Annotated in this window: 19 protein-coding genes; 16 read left to right on the top strand and 3 right to left on the bottom strand. The window is 41.7% G+C overall.

Going from position 1 to position 19,652, the window contains the following annotated elements; all coding sequences use genetic code 11:
* Positions 1 to 49: 49 nt before the first annotated feature.
* Positions 50 to 922, bottom strand: a complete 873-nt coding sequence (locus tag QWT69_RS08265; protein ID WP_317970804.1) for a YitT family protein — start codon at positions 920 to 922, stop codon at positions 50 to 52.
* Positions 923 to 1,027: 105 nt separating this feature from the next.
* Here QWT69_RS08265 and QWT69_RS08260 point away from each other — a divergent pair, with 105 nt between their 5' ends.
* The 16 genes from QWT69_RS08260 (at position 1,028) to QWT69_RS08185 (ending at position 16,139) form a co-directional block, all read left to right on the top strand.
* Positions 1,028 to 1,366: a nucleotide pyrophosphohydrolase gene (locus QWT69_RS08260; protein ID WP_317970803.1), complete on the top strand. Its 339-nt coding sequence runs from the start codon at positions 1,028 to 1,030 to the stop codon at positions 1,364 to 1,366.
* Positions 1,363 to 2,163, top strand: a complete 801-nt coding sequence (gene dapB / locus QWT69_RS08255; protein ID WP_317970801.1) for a 4-hydroxy-tetrahydrodipicolinate reductase — start codon at positions 1,363 to 1,365, stop codon at positions 2,161 to 2,163. Before QWT69_RS08260 ends, dapB begins: the two co-directional genes overlap by 4 nt.
* A gap of 24 nt (positions 2,164 to 2,187) precedes the next feature.
* Positions 2,188 to 3,324 carry an N-acetyl-alpha-D-glucosaminyl L-malate synthase BshA gene (bshA, locus tag QWT69_RS08250; protein ID WP_317970799.1) on the top strand — a complete coding sequence of 379 codons (1,137 nt, stop codon included), beginning with the start codon at positions 2,188 to 2,190 and terminating at the stop codon, positions 3,322 to 3,324.
* Positions 3,321 to 4,517 carry a CCA tRNA nucleotidyltransferase gene (locus QWT69_RS08245; RefSeq protein WP_317970797.1) on the top strand — a complete coding sequence of 399 codons (1,197 nt, stop codon included), beginning with the start codon at positions 3,321 to 3,323 and terminating at the stop codon, positions 4,515 to 4,517. The genes bshA and QWT69_RS08245 overlap by 4 nt, the downstream gene beginning before the upstream one ends.
* Positions 4,495 to 5,478, top strand: coding sequence for a biotin--[acetyl-CoA-carboxylase] ligase (locus QWT69_RS08240; protein WP_317970795.1), 984 nt, complete (start codon positions 4,495 to 4,497; stop codon positions 5,476 to 5,478). The genes QWT69_RS08245 and QWT69_RS08240 overlap by 23 nt, the downstream gene beginning before the upstream one ends.
* A gap of 494 nt (positions 5,479 to 5,972) precedes the next feature.
* Positions 5,973 to 6,818: a 3-methyl-2-oxobutanoate hydroxymethyltransferase gene (gene panB, locus QWT69_RS08235; protein ID WP_317970793.1), complete on the top strand. Its 846-nt coding sequence runs from the start codon at positions 5,973 to 5,975 to the stop codon at positions 6,816 to 6,818.
* On the top strand, positions 6,805 to 7,707 hold the full coding sequence (panC, locus tag QWT69_RS08230) for a pantoate--beta-alanine ligase (protein WP_317970791.1): 903 nt from the start codon (positions 6,805 to 6,807) through the stop codon (positions 7,705 to 7,707). The genes panB and panC overlap by 14 nt, the downstream gene beginning before the upstream one ends.
* Complete coding sequence (panD, locus tag QWT69_RS08225) at positions 7,682 to 8,062, top strand: aspartate 1-decarboxylase (RefSeq protein WP_317970789.1); 381 nt, start codon at positions 7,682 to 7,684, stop codon at positions 8,060 to 8,062. Before panC ends, panD begins: the two co-directional genes overlap by 26 nt.
* 28 nt (positions 8,063 to 8,090) lie before the next feature.
* Positions 8,091 to 8,315, top strand: a complete 225-nt coding sequence (locus tag QWT69_RS08220) for a hypothetical protein (RefSeq protein WP_317970787.1) — start codon at positions 8,091 to 8,093, stop codon at positions 8,313 to 8,315.
* A gap of 18 nt (positions 8,316 to 8,333) precedes the next feature.
* Entirely contained in the window at positions 8,334 to 11,111 is a 2,778-nt protein-coding gene (gene dinG / locus QWT69_RS08215) for an ATP-dependent DNA helicase DinG (protein ID WP_317970785.1), read from the top strand.
* Positions 11,112 to 11,179: 68 nt separating this feature from the next.
* The gene (locus QWT69_RS08210) at positions 11,180 to 11,659 is read left to right on the top strand and encodes a cell wall elongation regulator TseB-like domain-containing protein (protein WP_317970783.1); all 480 of its coding nucleotides are present in this window, start codon (positions 11,180 to 11,182) and stop codon (positions 11,657 to 11,659) included.
* A 54-nt stretch (positions 11,660 to 11,713) separates the two neighbouring features.
* Entirely contained in the window at positions 11,714 to 12,907 is a 1,194-nt protein-coding gene (locus QWT69_RS08205) for a pyridoxal phosphate-dependent aminotransferase (protein WP_317970781.1), read from the top strand.
* A 63-nt stretch (positions 12,908 to 12,970) separates the two neighbouring features.
* Positions 12,971 to 14,266 (top strand): asparagine--tRNA ligase, encoded by a 1,296-nt coding sequence (asnS, locus tag QWT69_RS08200; protein ID WP_317970779.1) that lies wholly within the window; start codon positions 12,971 to 12,973, stop codon positions 14,264 to 14,266.
* 165 nt (positions 14,267 to 14,431) lie between these two features.
* Complete coding sequence (locus QWT69_RS08195) at positions 14,432 to 15,139, top strand: DnaD domain protein (protein WP_317970777.1); 708 nt, start codon at positions 14,432 to 14,434, stop codon at positions 15,137 to 15,139.
* 11 nt (positions 15,140 to 15,150) lie between these two features.
* Positions 15,151 to 15,801, top strand: a complete 651-nt coding sequence (gene nth / locus QWT69_RS08190) for an endonuclease III (protein WP_317970775.1) — start codon at positions 15,151 to 15,153, stop codon at positions 15,799 to 15,801.
* Positions 15,798 to 16,139 (top strand): YpoC family protein, encoded by a 342-nt coding sequence (locus QWT69_RS08185; protein WP_317970773.1) that lies wholly within the window; start codon positions 15,798 to 15,800, stop codon positions 16,137 to 16,139. Before nth ends, QWT69_RS08185 begins: the two co-directional genes overlap by 4 nt.
* A gap of 128 nt (positions 16,140 to 16,267) precedes the next feature.
* Here QWT69_RS08185 and QWT69_RS08180 read toward each other — a convergent pair whose 3' ends face one another.
* Together QWT69_RS08180 and recU are read right to left on the bottom strand one after the other, a co-directional pair.
* Positions 16,268 to 18,928, bottom strand: a complete 2,661-nt coding sequence (locus QWT69_RS08180; RefSeq protein WP_317970771.1) for a PBP1A family penicillin-binding protein — start codon at positions 18,926 to 18,928, stop codon at positions 16,268 to 16,270.
* Positions 18,925 to 19,563 carry a Holliday junction resolvase RecU gene (recU, locus tag QWT69_RS08175; protein WP_317970769.1) on the bottom strand — a complete coding sequence of 213 codons (639 nt, stop codon included), beginning with the start codon at positions 19,561 to 19,563 and terminating at the stop codon, positions 18,925 to 18,927. Before recU ends, QWT69_RS08180 begins: the two co-directional genes overlap by 4 nt.
* Between the last annotated feature and the right edge of the window lie 89 nt (positions 19,564 to 19,652).

Raw genomic sequence — 19,652 nt, 5'->3', positions numbered from 1 at the left:
AAAAACCCGACCGCAATGGTAATTGGTCGGGTTTTTCTTTTATAAAATTTTAATGATCTAACGGTCGTTTCTGGTCATCTAGTGTAAAGCCTTCACCAAGTACATCATGTACATCCGTCACTGACACAAAAGCATGTGGATCAATTGAGGTAATAATATTTTTCAAACGCATCATTTCATTTCTCCCAACGACGCAATATAATATTTCACGGTCGGATTTGGTGAAATGGCCATAGCCCCTGAAAACAGTAACGCCCCGATCCATTTCCGCCGTGATTTTGGAAGCGATCTCATCCTGATATTCTGAAATGATGAACGCTCCTCTTGCCGCATAAGCCCCTTCTTGAACGAAGTCGATGACTCGAGCCCCGACAAACAGCGCAACGAGTGTGTACATCATGGAACGATAGTCCAAGTATACAGCCCATGAAAGCATAATGACGAATGCGTCAAACATGAACATGGTCTTTCCCATGCTCCAGCCTATGTATTTATGTGCCAAACGTGCGATAATATCTACACCGCCAGTAGTTCCACCATAGCGGAAAATGATGCCGAGTCCGATTCCGATGAATATACCGGCGAATAGAGCAACGAGGAACATATCATCTTCCATATGAATCGTAAATTGGTACTTCATGAAAACTTTCAGGAACACAGAAACACCAACAGTTCCGATAATCGTATAAATAAATACTTTTCTGCCTAGTAGTTTCCAACCAATGGCGAACATCGGTATATTCAAGACGAGGTTCATGATGGCAGGATCCCATTTGAATGCAAATAACAGAATTAGCGTTATACCTGTGAAGCCGCCTTCAGCAAGTTCATGTTGGATATTGAAATGCACGAGTCCAAAACTGAAAATGGCAGCACCTAACAAGATGAAAAAGATGTTTTTGAATTTTATACCACGCAGCAAAAGATGACCACCTTTCTTGAAGACCTTTTTATTATCAACCATTCTTCAAATTTTGACAATAGCGATACGAATGAATAAGATATCAGATGAAGGGAAATGAAGCAAATGGAACAATCGAAATCATTACAATTACTTCAAGATGACGTCCATACCTATATAGCTGGTTTTAAAGAAGGCTATTTTCCACCAATGGAGTTGTTGGCCCGTTTAACAGAAGAACTTGGTGAATTATCACGAGAAGTCCAACACGTCTTTGGCATGAAAAAGAAGAAGAGTACCGAACAGATCAGATCGTTGGAAGAAGAGACGGGTGATTTGTTTTTCGTGCTTATCTGTTTCGCAAACTCCCAAGGCATTAGTCTTGAAAAGGCTTTGACTACTGTTTTAACTAAATTCAAAGAACGTGATGCAGATCGATGGACTAAAAAGGAGGAGCAGGAATGACGATCAAAGTTGCCATAGCTGGTGCTAGGGGTAGAATGGGAACGACGGCAATTGAAGCGATTGAGTCTTCACCCGACGTTGAAGCGATTGCAGCACTCGATTATAAATATAATGGATTGCATTTACATAATGGAAATATAAACGATGAAGGTAACGGCATTCCAATCTATACAAGCATGGCTCAAATGATGGAAAATCATGCTATAGACGTATTATTAGACGTTACAGATCCTGATGCGGTCTTCAAAAATGTAGAAGAGGCACTTGCTCACGGTGTGCACCCTGTTGTGGGTACATCGGGATTATCGAGACGTCAAGTGGATGAAATCTCTGTACTTGTCGAAACAGAGCATATTGGTTGTATTATTGCACCGAACTTTTCCATCGGAGCCGTTTTAATGATGAAGTTTGCAGCTCAAGCATCTCGATATTTAGGTGATGTAGAAATCATTGAGATGCACCACGACCGTAAATTGGATGCACCATCAGGTACTGCAGTAAAGACGGCAGAAATGATCCGACAATATCGGCCGGCTCATATACAAGGTCATCCCGATGAACAGGTTCATATTGAAGGTGCACGTGGAGCAGATGTGGATGGCATGAAAATTCATAGTGTCCGATTGCCGGGTTTATTGGCCCACCAGCAAGTATTGCTCGGAGGAGAAGGCGAATTACTGACTTTGCGTCATGATTCCTTCGATAGGAAAAGTTTCATGCCAGGTATCTTATTGTCGATTCGGAACGTGGTCGGTAGAAAAGATCTTGTGTATGGCCTGGAACATTTGATTGATTAAACCGTTAAGGAAGAGGAGATGTATGTGGAAAGATTGAAAGTAGGGGTCATTTGTTACCCGACATTAGGCGGATCAGGTGTCGTTGCTACAGAGTTAGGGTTGAAAATGGCGGAAAAAGGTCATGAAATGCACTATATCACGTCGAGCAAGCCGTTCAGGTTCACCGATGTCCATCCTAATATCCAGTTCCATGAAGTGAAAATCGACGGCTATGCCGTTTTCAAATATCCACCCTATGATATTGCCTTGGCGAATCGTATTGCACAAGTGATTATTGAAGAAAAACTTGACTTGCTGCATGTCCATTATGCCGTGCCACACGCCATTTCTGCGGCATTAGCAAAAGATATGGCCAATTCCTCGATTGGTGTCATTACGACGTTGCATGGCACCGATGTGACGATTCTCGGACATGATCCTGGCTTGAAGAATACGGTCCGCTACGGAATAGACAAATCAGATATTACGACCGCGGTATCGGAAGCTCTCAGACAGGAAACCCTTGAGATGATTGAACCTGAAAAGGAAATATTGACAATTTATAACTTTATCGATGAGTCTAAATACAGGCCAATAGATCCAGGGTGCATGAAAACCGCACTTGGCATCGATGCAAATGATAAAGTACTCATACATATTTCGAATTTCCGCAGTGTCAAGAACATCCCAGATATTATTGACAGTTTTAAATTGATTCGACATGAAACATCCGCAAAATTATTGTTAGTCGGTGAAGGACCGGAACAATTTGAAATGATGGAAAAAGTTCAGGCTGAAGGATTGGCTGATGATGTCATCTTTACTGGCAAACGTGATGATCTACCTGAATTATTGGCAATCAGCGATCTCATGTTGCTATTATCTGAAAAAGAAGCATTTGGTCTAGTTCTACTGGAGGGATTTGCTTGTGGTGTACCCGCGATCGCAACAAATATTGGAGGTATACCCGAAGTAGTCGAAGACGGGAAGAATGGTTTCCTTGTAGAACAGGGGGATGTTGAAGCTGTTGCTGTTCAAGCGTTAAAGATCTTTTCTGATGCAGAGCTATATGAACGTCTCTGTCAAAATGCACTGCTAACTGTCAAAGAAAAATTTAATTCAGAAACGATTGTTTCGCAGTATGAAGAACTTTATTACCGAATAGCAGGTTTGACGAAATGACAAAAACATTTGGAACGAGTGCTAGCCGGGAAGTCATTGCAACGCTCGAATCTGCCGGTTATGAAGCTGTTTTTGTAGGAGGGTCTGTAAGGGATCATCTTCTAGGCAAGACTGCTTCTGATTTTGATATCGCAACCTCTGCTACACCCGATGAAGTGAAAGGGCAATTTCAGACAACCTTCGATATCGGTATTGAACACGGGACGATCGTTGTTTTACTTGAGGGTGAACCGATTGAAGTTACGACATATCGTTCGGAGAATACAAATACAAGCACCTATAAAAAGGCAACAGCTGATGTTCCGTTCGTACAATCGTTACACGAGGATCTGAAACGCAGAGATTTTACAATGAATGCCATGGCTTTGACATTGAATGGCAAACTGGTTGATCCGTTTGGTGGTGTAGCTGATTTACAAAGTAGGATAATTAAGGCCGTTGACAATGCTGAAGACCGTTTCAACGAAGATCCGTTAAGAATGTTACGCGCAGTACGTTTCTCATCTGTATTTGGATTTGATATCGAACTGAATACGTTTACAGCAATCGCTACTAAAGCTGAAAAAATTAAGCAAGTTTCAATTGAACGTATTAAAAACGAAATGGACAAAATATGGACAGGTTCCCATTCGCAAAAAGCGATAATTTCTCTGCTCACTACGGGCTTAGCTGATCATCTGCCGCTCTTTCCGAAAGATCCACAGTTACTCATAAACAGCAGTCCTTTCGTCAATGCATGGGAAGGCTGGGCGAATATAATGCTCGTAGGTGACTATTCTGTGGACAAGGTAGTAAAAGCTTATAAGCTTTCTAAGAAAGAACGATTTTATTTGATTGATGTGCGATCTGCGTTCATGAACCGTATTGAAAGAATCTACACAAATGATGACTATTATCGCTTTCCACAGGAAGTTCTTGTCGTTGCAGAAAAAGCTTTTTCAGCATTTCATCCTGAAGCGAGCTCACTAAACGAATCGGAAATTGCGCATGCAAAAGCCGAATTGCCGATCCATTCCAAAGAAGATCTTGCTATCAGTGGAAAAAATCTTTTGGATTGGAAGAATCAACGAGGCGGACATTGGGTAGGTGAATGGATTAGCAAGATTGAATCGGCTATCCTACATGGAAACGTGCAAAACGAAGTTGATGATATAAAGGAATGGTTTCTTAATGAATACACAAGTGAAAAATGAGTTGCTAAGGAGACTATTCGAAGCGAATGGCATCCCAATATCCGGACAGGAATTTGCCGATGAATTCGGTCTGTCCCGAACGGCGATATGGAAGTATATTAAAGAATTCGAAGAGGAAGGCTATGATATTCTATCCATTCGCAAAAAAGGGTATGTATTGACAGGTTCGCCTGATCGAATCAATGCCGCTAATATTCAAAAAAAGTTGAAAACAAAAAGCTATGGCAGGATTGTTGATTATTATGAAAGCTGCGCTACTACACAATTGATTGCGCATGATGCCGCACAAAACGGGGCAGCAGACGGAACGCTCGTCGTTTCAGAAGAACAGACAGCCGGTAAAGGCAGATTATCAAGACCATGGAGTTCCGCTGCCGGCAAAGGAATATGGATGAGTCTGATTATACGTCCATCACTAATGCCACAGGAAGCCCCACAAATGACTTTGGTAGCCGCAGTTGCGATAGTTAGGGCGATTGAAGAAATCGTGGGACTAGAGGCGACGATTAAATGGCCGAATGATATTATGATTGATGGCAAAAAGATAACAGGAATACTCACCGAATTACAGTCAGACCCTGATCGTGTAAAAGCGATAATCATCGGTATCGGAATGAATATCAACCACGATATAGACGATTTTCCTGAGGAAATTCAAGATATAGCGACATCTTTAAAATTAAAAACTGGTAAAGTAACGGATCGAGCACGACTTATTGCAGAAATCCTTAGTTTCCTTGAGCTCTATACGGAAATGTATGTAAAACACGGATTTGGTCCAATTAAGCTATTGTGGGAAGGATACTCGAATACTGCCGGTAAACGTATCAAAGCAGTCATGTTGAATGAAACGGTTGAAGGCATTGCGCTCGGCATATCAGAAGAAGGATTGTTAGAAGTGAAAATGGATGACGGTACAATTAAAGGGATATACTCTGCTGATATCATCATCGAGAAATGAGGGTATACAACCTACCAGCCATTTGATATAGTTAGTGCGAAGGGCAGTATCAACCGGAACTGCACCTGCATTAAGCGCACTTGCACAACCACAATCAATTTAATACGATCTGCCTTGATCTTGCAAGAGACAGGGACGGAGGAAACCAAATCTTTTACTACACAACCCTTCTGTCCTTTTATGGATGGAAGGGTTTTTATCTTTATTCAGAAGAAGTGTTTTACTTCAATAGGTGTTTACAAGAATGCCGATTTGTTGACTGCTCGGCGATTGTTAAATACTTACTGCATGAAGATAAAACCTACGGTGAATGTCACGGATTTTGATAAGAACTACTGAAGGCAGTCTAAATACGCGAACTTCTATTGCAATGACTGCATTTCCAACGTCCTGTTGGTGTCATGTTTTATTGAAAATCTGGAAGCGATAACGCCAAGGTGAACTGGTTATAAGGTTTTCTCCATTCAATATGAATGGAAATGGGGAGAGATAAAATGAAAAGCACTGCGGACTTCACGAAAATGAAAAAGGCTAACGAAAAGATTGTTATGTTGACAGCGTATGATCATCCATCTGCACAACTTGCTGAGGAAGCGGGTATTGACGTCCTTCTAGTCGGAGATTCACTTGGCATGGTAGTGCTCGGATATGAAACGACAGCATTGGTCACTGTGGAGGATATGATACATCATGGAAAGGCTGTCAGAAGAGGGGCGAAGAATACATTTGTTGTAGTCGACATGCCGTTCGGCTCTTACCATGGATCCGCTGATCGGACACTTATGTCTGCAATCAAACTATTTCAGGAAACCGGAGCAAACGCTTTAAAACTCGAAGGTGCAGGAAATGTGATAGAGACAACCCGATTGTTAACAGGTGCTGGTATTCCTGTAGTTGCCCATCTTGGTCTATTGCCCCAGTCAGCAGCAGTCGCTGGTGGCTATAAAGTTCAAGGAAAGACGGCTGTTGCTGCCGAACAGCTCATACAAGATGCGATAGCGTCTGAAGCTGCGGGCGCATGCATGATCGTTCTGGAATGTATTCCTTATCAATTGGCAGAACAAGTGTCAAAGGTCGTTACAGTCCCGACAATCGGTATTGGGGCGGGGGCGGGAACTGACGGCCAAGTGCTTGTATTCCACGACACGGTGAAATACGGTAACCACCATATACCAAAGTTCGTCAAAGCATTCGCTGAAGTGGGAGACTCCATTGTACGAGGGGTAGAAGAGTATGTATTAGAAGTGAAATCAGGAACATTTCCTTCTGAAGAACATCGTTTCACAATGAAAGAAAATGAATTGAATGCATTATACGGAGGAAAAAATGATGGGCGTTGAATGCAAGAGTCTTCAAATCATTCAAACCGTACGGGAACTGGAGAGCGTATTAAATCGGGATTTCCGGATGGGTAAAACGGTGGGATTTGTGCCGACGATGGGATTTTTGCATGAAGGACACTTGAGGCTTATTGAGACCGCCAAAGAACATGATGACATTGTCGTCATGAGTATTTTCGTCAATCCCGCACAGTTTGGACCTGGAGAAGATTTCGAGAGCTATCCCAGGGACTTAGAGAATGATATCATGAAGGCTGAAAAAGCGGGAGTGGATATTCTTTTCATCCCAACTGCACAAGAAATGTATCCTTCAGACAGTGGGATAAGGATTCTGCCCGGACCTCAAGCCGATGTCCTGTGCGGGTCAAAACGGCCTGGACACTTTGATGGTGTTTTAAAAGTCGTTTTGAAGCTATTCAATATCGTTGACCCGGACCGATCCTATTTCGGTATGAAAGATGCACAGCAACTTGCGCTAATTGAAACGTTTGTCAGGGATTTCAATTTGCGTACTCAAATTGTTCGAGTTTCGACTGTACGTGAAGAAGATGGACTCGCAAGAAGTTCGAGAAATGTAAATTTGAACGCATCGGAACGTCTTGAGGCTCCTAGTATCTATAGAGCCTTGTTAATAGGAGCAGAGAATTTTGATGCACAAAAGTCACCACAGGATATTGAACGCGAAGTAGTAGAGTTGATTAACTCCAACACTTCAGGTGAAATCGATTATGTAACTCTGTTATCCTATCCATCATTGACAGCGATTACAAAAGATTCAAAAGAAGTTATTTTGGCTTGCGCGGTAAAATTCACAAACACAAGATTGATAGATAATATTATTATGTCAACAAAGGATGGTTTTCATGTTCCGAATGATGATGAACAGTAAATTGCATAGGGCAACAGTGACGGAAGCAAATTTGAATTATGTCGGAAGTATTACGATTGACAGCGACGTTTTGGATGCAGCGGGCTTATTGCCAAATGAAAAAGTCCATATTGTCAACAATAATAATGGTGCCCGCTTTGAAACATATATCATAGCAGGGGAACGAGGAAGTGGTGTTATTTGTGTTAATGGTGCAGCTGCAAGGCTTGTTCAAAAGGGAGATATCGTCATTATCATTTCCTATGCTTATGTTACAAATGAAGAAGCAGCGACCCACCAGCCTACCGTCTTGCTAATGGATGAAAAGAATGGCATCAAAGATATTATAAAAGAACGGCCAGGCATTATTGCCTGATTAGAATCACTGCCTAAGGACAAAACCTTTGGGCAGTTTTTTTGCAGTATTTTGCCTATTAAAGACTGAGCAATATACGAGAAATCCAGCCAATCTGATGCCTAAATACGCAAACACAACGGTGAATATGATACAATCTGCTGTAGTATTCAACTCGCTTGAACAGTCTTCCAATTATTCAAGTACAGTCACTGATGATCACAGGTTATCGGGAGAAGATCCGAAAACGATTCGTCTAAGTGACAATCAATAACAGGAAGTTGATGATTGAATGGATAACCATACATATGCGGTCGTCGATTTGGAAACCACTGGGCATTCTCCTTTGAAAGGCGACCGGATCATACAAATCGCCATCGTTTTCATTAAAAATGGATCTATTATAAAAAAATATTCATCATTTGTAAATCCATTAAGGGATATCCCGGTGTTCATCCAACACTTGACGTCCATTTCGGATAATGAAGTGCACTCTGCACCTACATTTGAAGAAATCGCGCGTGATGTTTCAGAGATGCTTCAAGATACGATTTTTGTAGCACACAATACAGATTTCGATTTGTCATTTTTGCAAAGTGAATTCAAGCGTTGTCAAGTCCAAAAATGGATTGGGAAACAGATAGACACAGTTGAATTGTCCAAAATTCTGTTCCCTTCTTCTTCAAGCTATCGACTCCAAGATTTGGCAGAAGAATTCGGTATTGCGCTGCCTGCTGCCCATCGTGCTGACGACGACGCGGAAGCGACTGCACATTTGTTGCTGATTGCACTATCCAAACTAAAAACATTGCCTGAGGAGACATTAAATCTTTTACATCGTCGCTCGTTCTCATTACGTTCTGATATCTCAACTCTCATTTATGATGCTTTGAAAGTCGTGAGGAAACAAGCAGGCAAAAAGGAGTACCAACTATTCAGAGGGATCCCATATCGAAGCCCGAAATTACCTGAAGGGAAGGCGTCTACTCGCTGTCAATATCCTAAAGACGACAATGACAAGGTTCGTTTATTAAAAAAAGGATATGAGCTGTTTGAATACAGACAATCACAACTGCGTTTTATGGATACAGTCTGGTCGACATTACGTAACGATTCAGAAACGATAGTTGAAGTTCCAACCGGCATCGGCAAGACTGTCAGTTATTTATTGCCGGCTGCCATTCATTCGGTTGAAACCGGAAAACCGGTCGTGATTAGCACATTCACGAATCATCTTGTCGATAAGATTATGGAAGATGAAGTGGAACGGATACAAAACATACTTGACATAAATTGCACGGCGACTGTTATGAAAGGGAAAGAGCAGTATATCGCCCTTGGGAAATTTGAAGAGTTGCTGAGAATAACCGATGAATCTTATGATGAGACTTTTTCTATCATGCAAATTCTCGTCTGGCTAACTGAAACGACGACGGGAGATGTCAGCGAACTAAATGTATCTGGTGGCGGGCAGCTGTTCATCGATCGTATAAGAAAAAGAACAAACCATATGGCGACAGATGAAAAAATGGCTGATTATCATCAGAAAATGATGCAGGCATGTCAGTATTCGGATTTGATCATTACAAATCATTCGATGCTTCTCTCGGACTCTTTCCGTGAACAGAAAGTTTTTGATCAGATATCTGGGTTAATCATTGATGAAGCCCATCAATTCCCTCAGATAGCAGCCCGTTTCAATGAGACTGTTCTTTCTTATATGAATTGGAAGTATGTGATGGGGCAGCTTGGATCAGATGCAGAAGGTCAGTTGCTTCACCAGATCATGAAAATGCACAGTAAGTTCAGTAGCTATGGAAATTACGTTTTCAAACACATGATGAATTCTTATGAATCCTTCACACTCGCATTCGATGAAGTAGCGGGGAAATTAGCTTCTCTACATGATAAAGATAGTAAAAAACAGTTGGGAAATCGTATTATATTTTCTTTGGATGATACAAATGGTGATGACAAGTTGTTCAAAAAAATGGTCGATTCGATGAATGTGTATATCGAGGATATCGAGCGGATCAGCGATCAACTTCAGGTCCATAAGCCCGTAATGTCTGACAATGAAATCGCTTTTATGGAAGAATGGGCTTATTGGTCACGTGAGTTGAAAATCAAAGCTGGCGAGTGGATTGAAGTGTTTCTTGAAAAAGAACAGGATCGATTCACTGTCTGGATTGAAAAAGATAAAAGAAGTTTGCCGGGCAGTTTGCATATCGTCAAAAGTCCGATTGATCCGTCCACCGTCATTCAAGAATTTGTATCAGTTATGAAGAATGAAAATGTCGGGATTGTTTGGACGTCAGGAACGATGACAATCAATGAAGATGAGCGCTTCGTCGCTAAACAATTGGGCGTTGAAGAAAATACACCGTTGGTTGTATTCGGTGCGCCAGCACACTTTTATGATAAGGCAGGTATTTTCATCGTCGATGATATGCCGGCAATCCAACAAGTCTCCCAACATGAATATATTGAAGCTGTAGCAGATGCCGTCGTCCAGACTGTAATTGCAACCGGCGGAAGATTATTTGTGCTGTTCACTTCACAGGATATGTTGCGAAAAACATACGAACTGATTGTTGACAGCGAGCTCCTTGACGATTACGCATTAATTGCGCAAGGCGTCAGTTCGGGTAGTCGGATGAAGTTGTTGAAATCATTTAGGCAATTCGATAAGTCGGTTCTATTCGGAACGAACAGTTTCTGGGAAGGCGTCGATGTACCGGGCGAAGCGTTATCGGCTGTCATCATCGTCAGGTTGCCCTTTACCTCTCCGGATGAGATGGTATTTAAAGCACGCGCATCGAAGCTTACAGAGCAAGGCGCAAATCCATTTACCGAATTGGCGTTGCCTGAAGCGATACTGAGGTTCCGCCAAGGTTTCGGAAGATTGATTCGCTCGTCTGAAGATAGGGGCTTTTTCATTATATTGGATAAACGGATTGAGACGAAATCTTACGGTGAACGGTTCTTAAAAGCGTTGCCTGAAGTACCTATCAAGAAACTGTCACTAGAACATATGGTGAATGAACTCGAAAATTGTTATAATGAATAGGAACCCAAAAGAAAGCGGGATGGACAGTTTAAAGAATTGTCGTTTCGTGTTTTAGGAAGTGATGCCAAATGATGAATTGGATAAAATTTATTGCGGCTTTTCTTCTTGCTCTGACGCTTGTCATCACTGTCCTCGTTTTTTATAATGCGAACAAACCATTTTCAGCCGTGACGGACAAAGCTGAAGCCGATGTTCTAGCAAACGGACAATTGAAAGTTGTCAATCATTCCGAAGTTTACAACGGAACGAAGGCAATGGTCATCGTTTACGGCATCGATGAAGAAGACATCGAAAAAGCAGTCTTTATCGATGAAAAAACAGGTGAAATGCTTGATGAAGTGGCAATAAGTGATGGTGTCACCTCCGATGTTGCGATTAAAACAGTCCGATCTGAATTGAAAGTGGAAAAAATTATCCATGTGAAACTCGGGTTAGAAGAGGATGTTCCCGTTTGGGAAGTGGCATTTAAAAGTGAAAATGGCAAATTGAATTATGTCTATGTATTTTTTGAAAGTGGCGAATGGTGGAAGAGGATTTTGAATTTGTAACTTCTTTTGAGCATTCCTGCTCACTACTATGCGTACAAAAGGGAGCGATTTTAGTTGAGAACAAGTTTAGCGGCACGAGTAAGCACGTTGACTCCATCTACAACGCTTGCCATTACGGCAAAAGCCAAAGAAATGAAAGAATCGGGAATCGATGTCATTGGTCTAGGAGCTGGCGAGCCTGATTACAATACGCCAGACAATATTATTGAAGCTGCTTATCGGTCGATGATTGAAGGCAAAACAAAATATACCCCATCGGGTGGGCTCCCTGACTTGAAAGATTCAGTTATCAATAAACTGAAGCGTGACCAACAACTTGCTTATTCCCGACAGGAAGTTATGATTGGTATTGGTGCTAAGCATGTACTTTATACACTTTTCCAAGTCATATTGAATCCTGGCGATGAGGTTATTATCCCGACGCCTTACTGGGTCAGCTATCCCGAACAGGTAAAATTGGCTGAAGGGGAACCTGTATTTGTCGAAAGCTCGTTTGATACTCAATTCAAAGTATCTGCTCAACAAATACGCGACGCAGTTACAGATAAGACAAAAGCGGTAATTATTAACTCGCCAAGCAACCCTTCAGGTATGATCTATTCTCGTGAGGAACTTCAACAAATCGCGGATGTGTGTAAGGAATATGATCTTTGGATTATCTCAGATGAAATTTATGAGAAATTAATTTATGCTGATGAAGTGCATGTTTCAATCGCCCAATTGTCTGACGATGCGAAAGCACGTACGCTAATCATTAACGGCGTTTCGAAATCCCATTCGATGACGGGGTGGCGCATTGGCTATATTGCGGGTGATAAGGAAATCGTCAGCGCAATGACGAATTTGGCAAGTCATTCTACATCGAATCCGACAACTACTTCACAATATGCGGCAATTGAAGCTTATAATGGTTCACAAGATGCAGTTGAAACGATGCGACAAGATTTTGAATCACGGTTAGAGCGTGTCTATCCGCAACTTGACGCCATTCCCGGATTTAAAGTATTAAAGCCGCAAGGAGCATTCTACTTGTTGCCGGTCGTTACGGAAGCAGTAGAAAAAACAGGATTCAAAACGGTAGATGAATTTGCGGCCGCTTTATTGACCGATGCGAAGGTTGCAGTCATTCCAGGATCAGGCTTCGGTTCATCGGACACAATTCGCTTATCCTATGCAACCTCAATTGATCTGATTGAGGAAGCCGTTAAACGGATCCGGACTTTTGTAGAAGCAAACTGGAAAGACTGAAATCACCTATCCAATACTTATACCCTATACAAACAAATAAATGTCTTAGACTCGGAGGAACTTATGAAAACAATTATGATTCACGAAATGCCCAATCATATCGGAGAAACTGTGCGGATTGGAGCTTGGTTGGCCAATAAAAGATCAAGTGGAAAGATTGCATTCCTACAACTTAGAGACGGCTCAGGATTCGTTCAAGGCGTCGTCGTTAAAGAAGTAGTTGGGGAGGATGTTTTTGCGAAAGCGAAAGCTATCCACCAGGAAAGCTCACTTTATATAACAGCAGAAGTAACTGTAGATGAACGTTCATCATTCGGTGTGGAACTTCAAGTAAAGGACGTCGAAGTCATCAAAGAGGCTGTCGACTATCCAATTACGCCGAAGGAGCATGGTACGGAGTTTTTAATGGATCACCGTCATTTATGGCTACGTTCTCGTAAACAGCACGCAATTATGAAAGTGCGTGATGAAATCATCCGCGCTACATATGAATTTTTCCATACGAACGGTTTCGTTAAAATCGATCCTCCTATTTTGACAGGTTCTTCACCTGAAGGAACTTCTGAACTATTCCATACGAAGTATTTTGATGAAGATGCATACTTGTCACAGTCTGGTCAACTTTACATGGAGGCTGCAGCAATGGCTCTCGGAAAAGTGTTTTCATTTGGACCGACTTTCCGTGCAGAAAAGTCTAAAACACGCAGACACTTGATTGAATTCTGGATGATCGAGCCTGAAATGGCCTTCGTCGAACATGCAGAGAGCCTTGAAGTGCAAGAACAATTCGTGGCACATCTAGTTCAATCTGTACTAAAGAATTGTCCGTTGGAATTGGAAAGACTCGGTCGTGACATTTCGAAACTTGAAAAGATCAAAGCTCCATTCCCTAGAATTACGTATGATGAGGCCATCAAATTCCTTCATGAGGAAGGCTTTGATGATATTGTATGGGGAGACGACTTTGGTGCACCACATGAAACGGCAATTGCTGAAAAGTATGATATGCCTGTGTTTATCACACATTATCCGATTGGCATCAAGCCTTTCTATATGCAACCCCACCCGGAGCGCGATGATGTTGTATTATGCGCGGATTTGATTGCACCTGAAGGGTACGGTGAAATTATAGGTGGTTCAGAGCGTATTTACGATTATGAATTAATGAAACAGCGTATTAATGAACATAATCTGGATGAATCTGCTTATGAATGGTATTTGGATCTCAGCAAATACGGAGCGGTTCCACACTCCGGTTTCGGTCTGGGACTTGAACGGACTGTCGCCTGGATTTCAGGAGCGGAACACGTTCGCGAATCCATTCCATTCCCACGCTTACTGAATCGTCTATATCCTTAATAGTCAACAAAGTTTAGCAGATGTAAGTATATTTTTTAGTACAAGAAATTGCCGGCGCCGAAGATGTGGTTTTTTCTTCTGCCCGGTTTTTTCGTAACTGAACCAAACTTTATCGCTTGGATGCGATAATATGGAGTAATCATCTACTAGAATGAGGTGTTCGGCATGCAACAAGATGAACGGCTCCAGTTGTGGATCGAGCGGGGAAATGTAACCATTCCCCAACTTTTTTTTCAGCATTACAAAACGTTAGACATTAAAGATGTCGAAGCCATGTTAATCATGCATATGATTTCATTCCAAGCAGAAGGTTCTAAGTTTCCTACACCTTCTGATTTAGAAGCACGTATGCACCTCGATCTCAATCAAATTTCTACGATTCTGCAGCGATTTATGCAACGAGGATTGTTGGAAATACATCAGGGCCAGGATGAAAACGGCGTATTATTCGAACATTTTTCACTTCAACCGTTATGGAATCGACTTATCAATCTCCTTGTTTCTGAAAAAACAGCCGAGGCGGAACAAGTTGTTAAAGCTGACGAAGGAGAGATTTTCACGCTTTTCGAACAGGAATTCGGACGTTTGTTATCTCCTATGGAGTGCGAAACGATTACGATGTGGCTTGATGAAGACGGTCACACTGCACAAATTATTACGGCAGCATTAAAAGAAGCAGTCTTAGCGCAGAAACTGAGTTTACGGTATATTGACAGAATACTTTTCGAATGGAAGAAAAAGAATGTAAAGACATTGGCAGATGTTGAAAATCAGACTAAAACGTTTAGGACGGCGATTATACGGCCAATGCAAAAGGAACAAAAAACAGTAAAGAAAGTACCATTCTACAATTGGCTTGAAGAACGGGAATAGGGTGATATAGGTTGTTGACAAAAAAACAATGGGAATTCTGTCTAGACGAGATTGGAAAAATGTTTCCGGATGCACATTGTGAATTAGTTCATGACAATGCTTTTGAGCTACTGATTGCTACATTGCTTTCAGCACAATGCACGGACGTTTTAGTGAATCGGGTAACTGCAGAACTTTTTACTAAATATAAAAAACCTGAGGACTATCTGTCCGTTGATATAGAAGAATTGCAGATGGACATCCGATCAATCGGACTATACCGAAATAAAGCTAAAAACATACAGGCTTTAAGCGCCATGCTTATTGATCAGTTTAACGGAGAGGTACCAGCTGACAGAGATGTACTCACAACATTTCCAGGCGTAGGGAGGAAAACTGCAAATGTGGTAGTTTCCAATGCGTTTAATATTCCTGCTTTGGCAGTGGATACGCATGTTGAGAGAGTGGCAAAACGTCTAGGCATGAATAGATGGAAAGACTCAGTACTCGTTGTCGAAGAGAAGATTATGCGGTGGACACCAATCGAACGATGGACGGATACACATCATCAGCTCATTTTCTTTGGACGGTATCATTGTAAGGCACAAAATCCCGCTTGCGGAGAATGTCCACTTCTTGTTGTTTGCAGGGAAGGGAAGAAGCGGATGAAAGTTTTAGCATGATGTCATTTCATCCATCTAGAGAAAATCTTGAATCATTCCAGAATGACTGGATTGTGTTGAAAGGGAAGCTCGCGATTGCTTTTTCTGAGGAAAATCAAAAAAAATCCGATTTGATGAGGGAAGCAATTGGGCTCTATCATTCATTTATAAGCACGTTTACAAGAGATGTGGCTACTTCCGATGATGAAGGGATGGATATTAGACCGTTGAACGCTAAAGAACGTTTGCGGTTTATCGAAGAAAAGATGTCGGGAAGATTCGCATTTATCCAATTGGACGCCTTGTTTTCAGAAGCGATGAAGAAAGCAGCTAGTCAACTGGCTAGGATTCATCGATAATTTATTGTAAGACTACGGGTTTTTTTAAGATAAATCCGTAGTCTTTTTCTTTGTACAATTTACCTTAAAGACATATAAAAAAGCAGTTGGAATGCATGCATTCCAACTGCTTTAATCGCCATGGCGATTTATTCATCGCCACTATCATCGGTTCCACCAGTGTTCCCGCCGGCTCCAGGTTCACTACCGCCAGTTCCAGGATTTGAGCCATCATTTCCGCTTGACCCATCGGAGGAACCATTATTGTTTCCACTACCGCCATCATTGTTATTTCCGTTGTTACCGTTGTTTCCATTATTATTGTTGTTGCCGTTATTCCCATTGTTGTTGTTGTTCTCATTCTGATCATCATTTTGATCTTCTTCGAACTCTTCTTCATCTATTTCAGGTTCTTCAATCTGCTCTTCAATGAGAAGGGAAGTGGATGCCGGGCTACTCTCCAAATCACCCGCACGTGCAATTACTCGGAAGACGTACGTTCGACCTGGCTCAGCTCCCGAAAACGTGACAGAGTTTTCTTCAGTAGACGTCATTTTTTGCTCTTCACTGCCATCTACTGCAACAAATACATCAAATTGCACTTGACCATCAAATAGCTCTTCATCAGGTGCGTTATGGCTCCATTGCAACGAAATCGATTGACTGCCTTCATCGTAGTTCGCTGAAAGACCAGTAGGAGCTTCAATCTCCGTAAGCACTTCTATTTCTTCAACTTCAGTCGGAAGTGTGCCACGTACAAACAATTCTTTGCTAGTCATATCGTCAGGTATTGTATTACCTGCTAAAACGATTGGATTCGATCCTTTGATAATTCTAGTTTCTTCAACCGAACTCGGTTGTTTGAAGTGAGGAGTCGTTTTCCCGGCGACTAATTCCGTCATTACTGTTCGGAATAATGTTTGAGGAACTGCACGACCACCTTCTCCGGTTGATCGTATTGGTGTCGCATAGTCTTTGTAACCTCCCCAGACGGAAATTGTGTATTCTGTCGTATAACCGGTGAACCAGCTATCAGGGACGTCAGTATTTTTTAGATTGTATTTCTGCTTTTGGTCGGATGAATAGTTTGTTGTCCCTGTTTTACCTGCCATATCCAATCCTTGAACATTGGCTGTTTTGCCAGTCCCCATTGAAATGACATCGCGCAGGATATCCGTAATCATATAAGCAGTTGAATCTTTCATGGCTGCTACGGGGTCAGGAGTAAGACCTCGTTCCGTTTTTCCGTCACGTAAAATGACTTTTTTTACAGCGTGTGGTTTTGTGTAAATTCCACCATTACCGAAAGCTGCGTATGCACCAGCCATTTGCATAGTTGAAACCTCATATGTGCCTCCACCAAGCGAGTTGGAGGAATCCATTTTTTCGTAGTTAAAGCCAAGTTTATTTGCGAATGCACTAGCTTTTTTTGTTCCCGATTCTTCAAATACTTTTACTGCAGGTATATTCCGCGATTTATATAACGCCTCGCGGATTGTCATCGCACCATGATATTTGCCATCCACGTTCTGGATTGAAACATCAGTACCTTTGTATTTATATGGCTCATCGACAACGATTTGACCTGTTGACCAACTTTCATTTTCGATAATAGGACCATAAGAAAGAATGGGCTTAATAACCGAACCGGGTTGCCTCTGGTTATCACCTGATGCAAAGTTCAAGTTTCTACCGCTATAATTCCTTCCGCCGCCTATCGCAACAATTTCACCTGTTTTCGTATTCAATACCGTCATTCCAGCTTGCATCTCTTCAGACTCATAAGTAGCAGTATTGATTGCATTTTCCACAGATTGCTGCGCTTTCGGATCTAGAGCTGTTTGAATGGTCACCCCTTCGGACAGAAGATCCGTCATACCTGCTGCTTCCAATTCATCTAATACGATATCTACATATGCAAGGTATTTCGAGTTTTGAGTGTCTTTACGCTGATCTTCAGGAAGAAGTGTCTGCGTTACCGGGATTGCTATTGCCGCTTCCATCTCTTCTTTTGTAATTTTATCATGTTTGTACATAAGACCGAGCACAATATTTCTGCGTTTTTCAGCTCGTTCCGGATTTTTGAATGGATTATAACCATTAGGCGACTGTGGCAAACCTGCCAACATTGCCATTTCGTGAAGTTCGAGTTCATCCAGACGCTTGCCGTAGAAACTATCCGCAGCGGTCCCGAAACCGTGCACTAATCCACCCATAAGAATTTTGTTGAAATACATCTCAAAGATTTCTTCTTTTTTGTATTCCCTTTCAAGTTTAAAAGCTAGCCACGCTTCCTGCGCTTTCCTTTTCAATGTTTTCTGATCCGAAAGGAAAGAGTTCTTGATGACTTGTTGGGTCAGTGTGGAAGCACCTTGTGAACCGAATCCACTACGGAAGTTTGCAATAACTGCACCACCAAGTCTCCAGAAATCCATTCCGTGGTGTTTGAAGAACCGAACATCTTCAGTTGCCAGTATCGCATCCCGCATTTCTTCAGGAATATCTTCGTAGGGAACGAACTCTCTTTTCTCTTGGCCGAATTTCATGAATATGTCGCCATTCATGTCTGCAAAATTTGATGTTAGTGGATCTTTTAACAATTTCTCGTCAAGATCAGGGGCACTGCTTGCGTAAAATGCAAACAAGCCTGCGCCACCTACTAAAATTGCTAAACCTAGCGCAACTATCCCGAGCAATATTTTCTTTATAATCATTTTGTTGTTCTTTTTAGGTTTTTTCTTACTCCCGTGCTTACGCTCATTTTCCATCTGTTGACGGCGAGCTGCCCGCGAATTCATCTGGTCACTCATTCATTTTCCTGCCTTTCAATGCGTTCTTTTATTGGCGACTGCAAGTGTTGTTCTAAAGCAGCCAAGTAATCAAGCCGTGGATTGAATCCTGCCTGTATTTCGATTGACATGTCTTCGATTTCAGTGAGTGTCATCGATTTACGGCCACCTGCTATTTTCCTATCCCACTTTTCCTCGAAATATTCATATGGAACGATAAAATAACGTTCCAATGCGGTGAATTTTATAATAAGAAAAGCAATTCCGTCAAGTTCTGTTACCTTTTTCATGTGCTCGACTTGGTGTTCATGTATATTATTCAATGGAAAGGAAGTGCGGCTAGTCGTTTCTTTTGCTTCAAAATCTATATATTTTCCTCTCCATATACCGTTGAAGTCTGTAGTCGATGGTGATCTGAAATAAGCTTCTGTAATAACTGCTGCGCTACGCGCGGGGTACTTGACGTGTACGATTTGAACTGGAACTGGTTTTTTATGGATGACAGCAATGCTTCTGGATAGATAATATTCATTGGATTCATTTAACTCGTCTTCCAATGCTTTCCCTCGGTTACTGAATGAAAGATTGGTTTTCTTTCTGGCTATCGGATGTTGTGTGGGTTCGTATTTTTTTCCGTTAGGATATCTTATTGTCAAACCTATCACCTCGCATTTCCTATCATACCATAATGATTGGACGGAATAGCCTCTTAAAAGTTCCACAGTTGTCGCAAGTATTATTACGT

Origin of the sequence: Sporosarcina oncorhynchi (assembly GCF_033304615.1) — a bacterium.
In the GTDB taxonomy this organism is placed as follows: Bacteria; Bacillota; Bacilli; order Bacillales_A; family Planococcaceae; genus Sporosarcina; species Sporosarcina oncorhynchi.
This window is presented reverse-complemented; position numbering and strand designations above follow the sequence as displayed.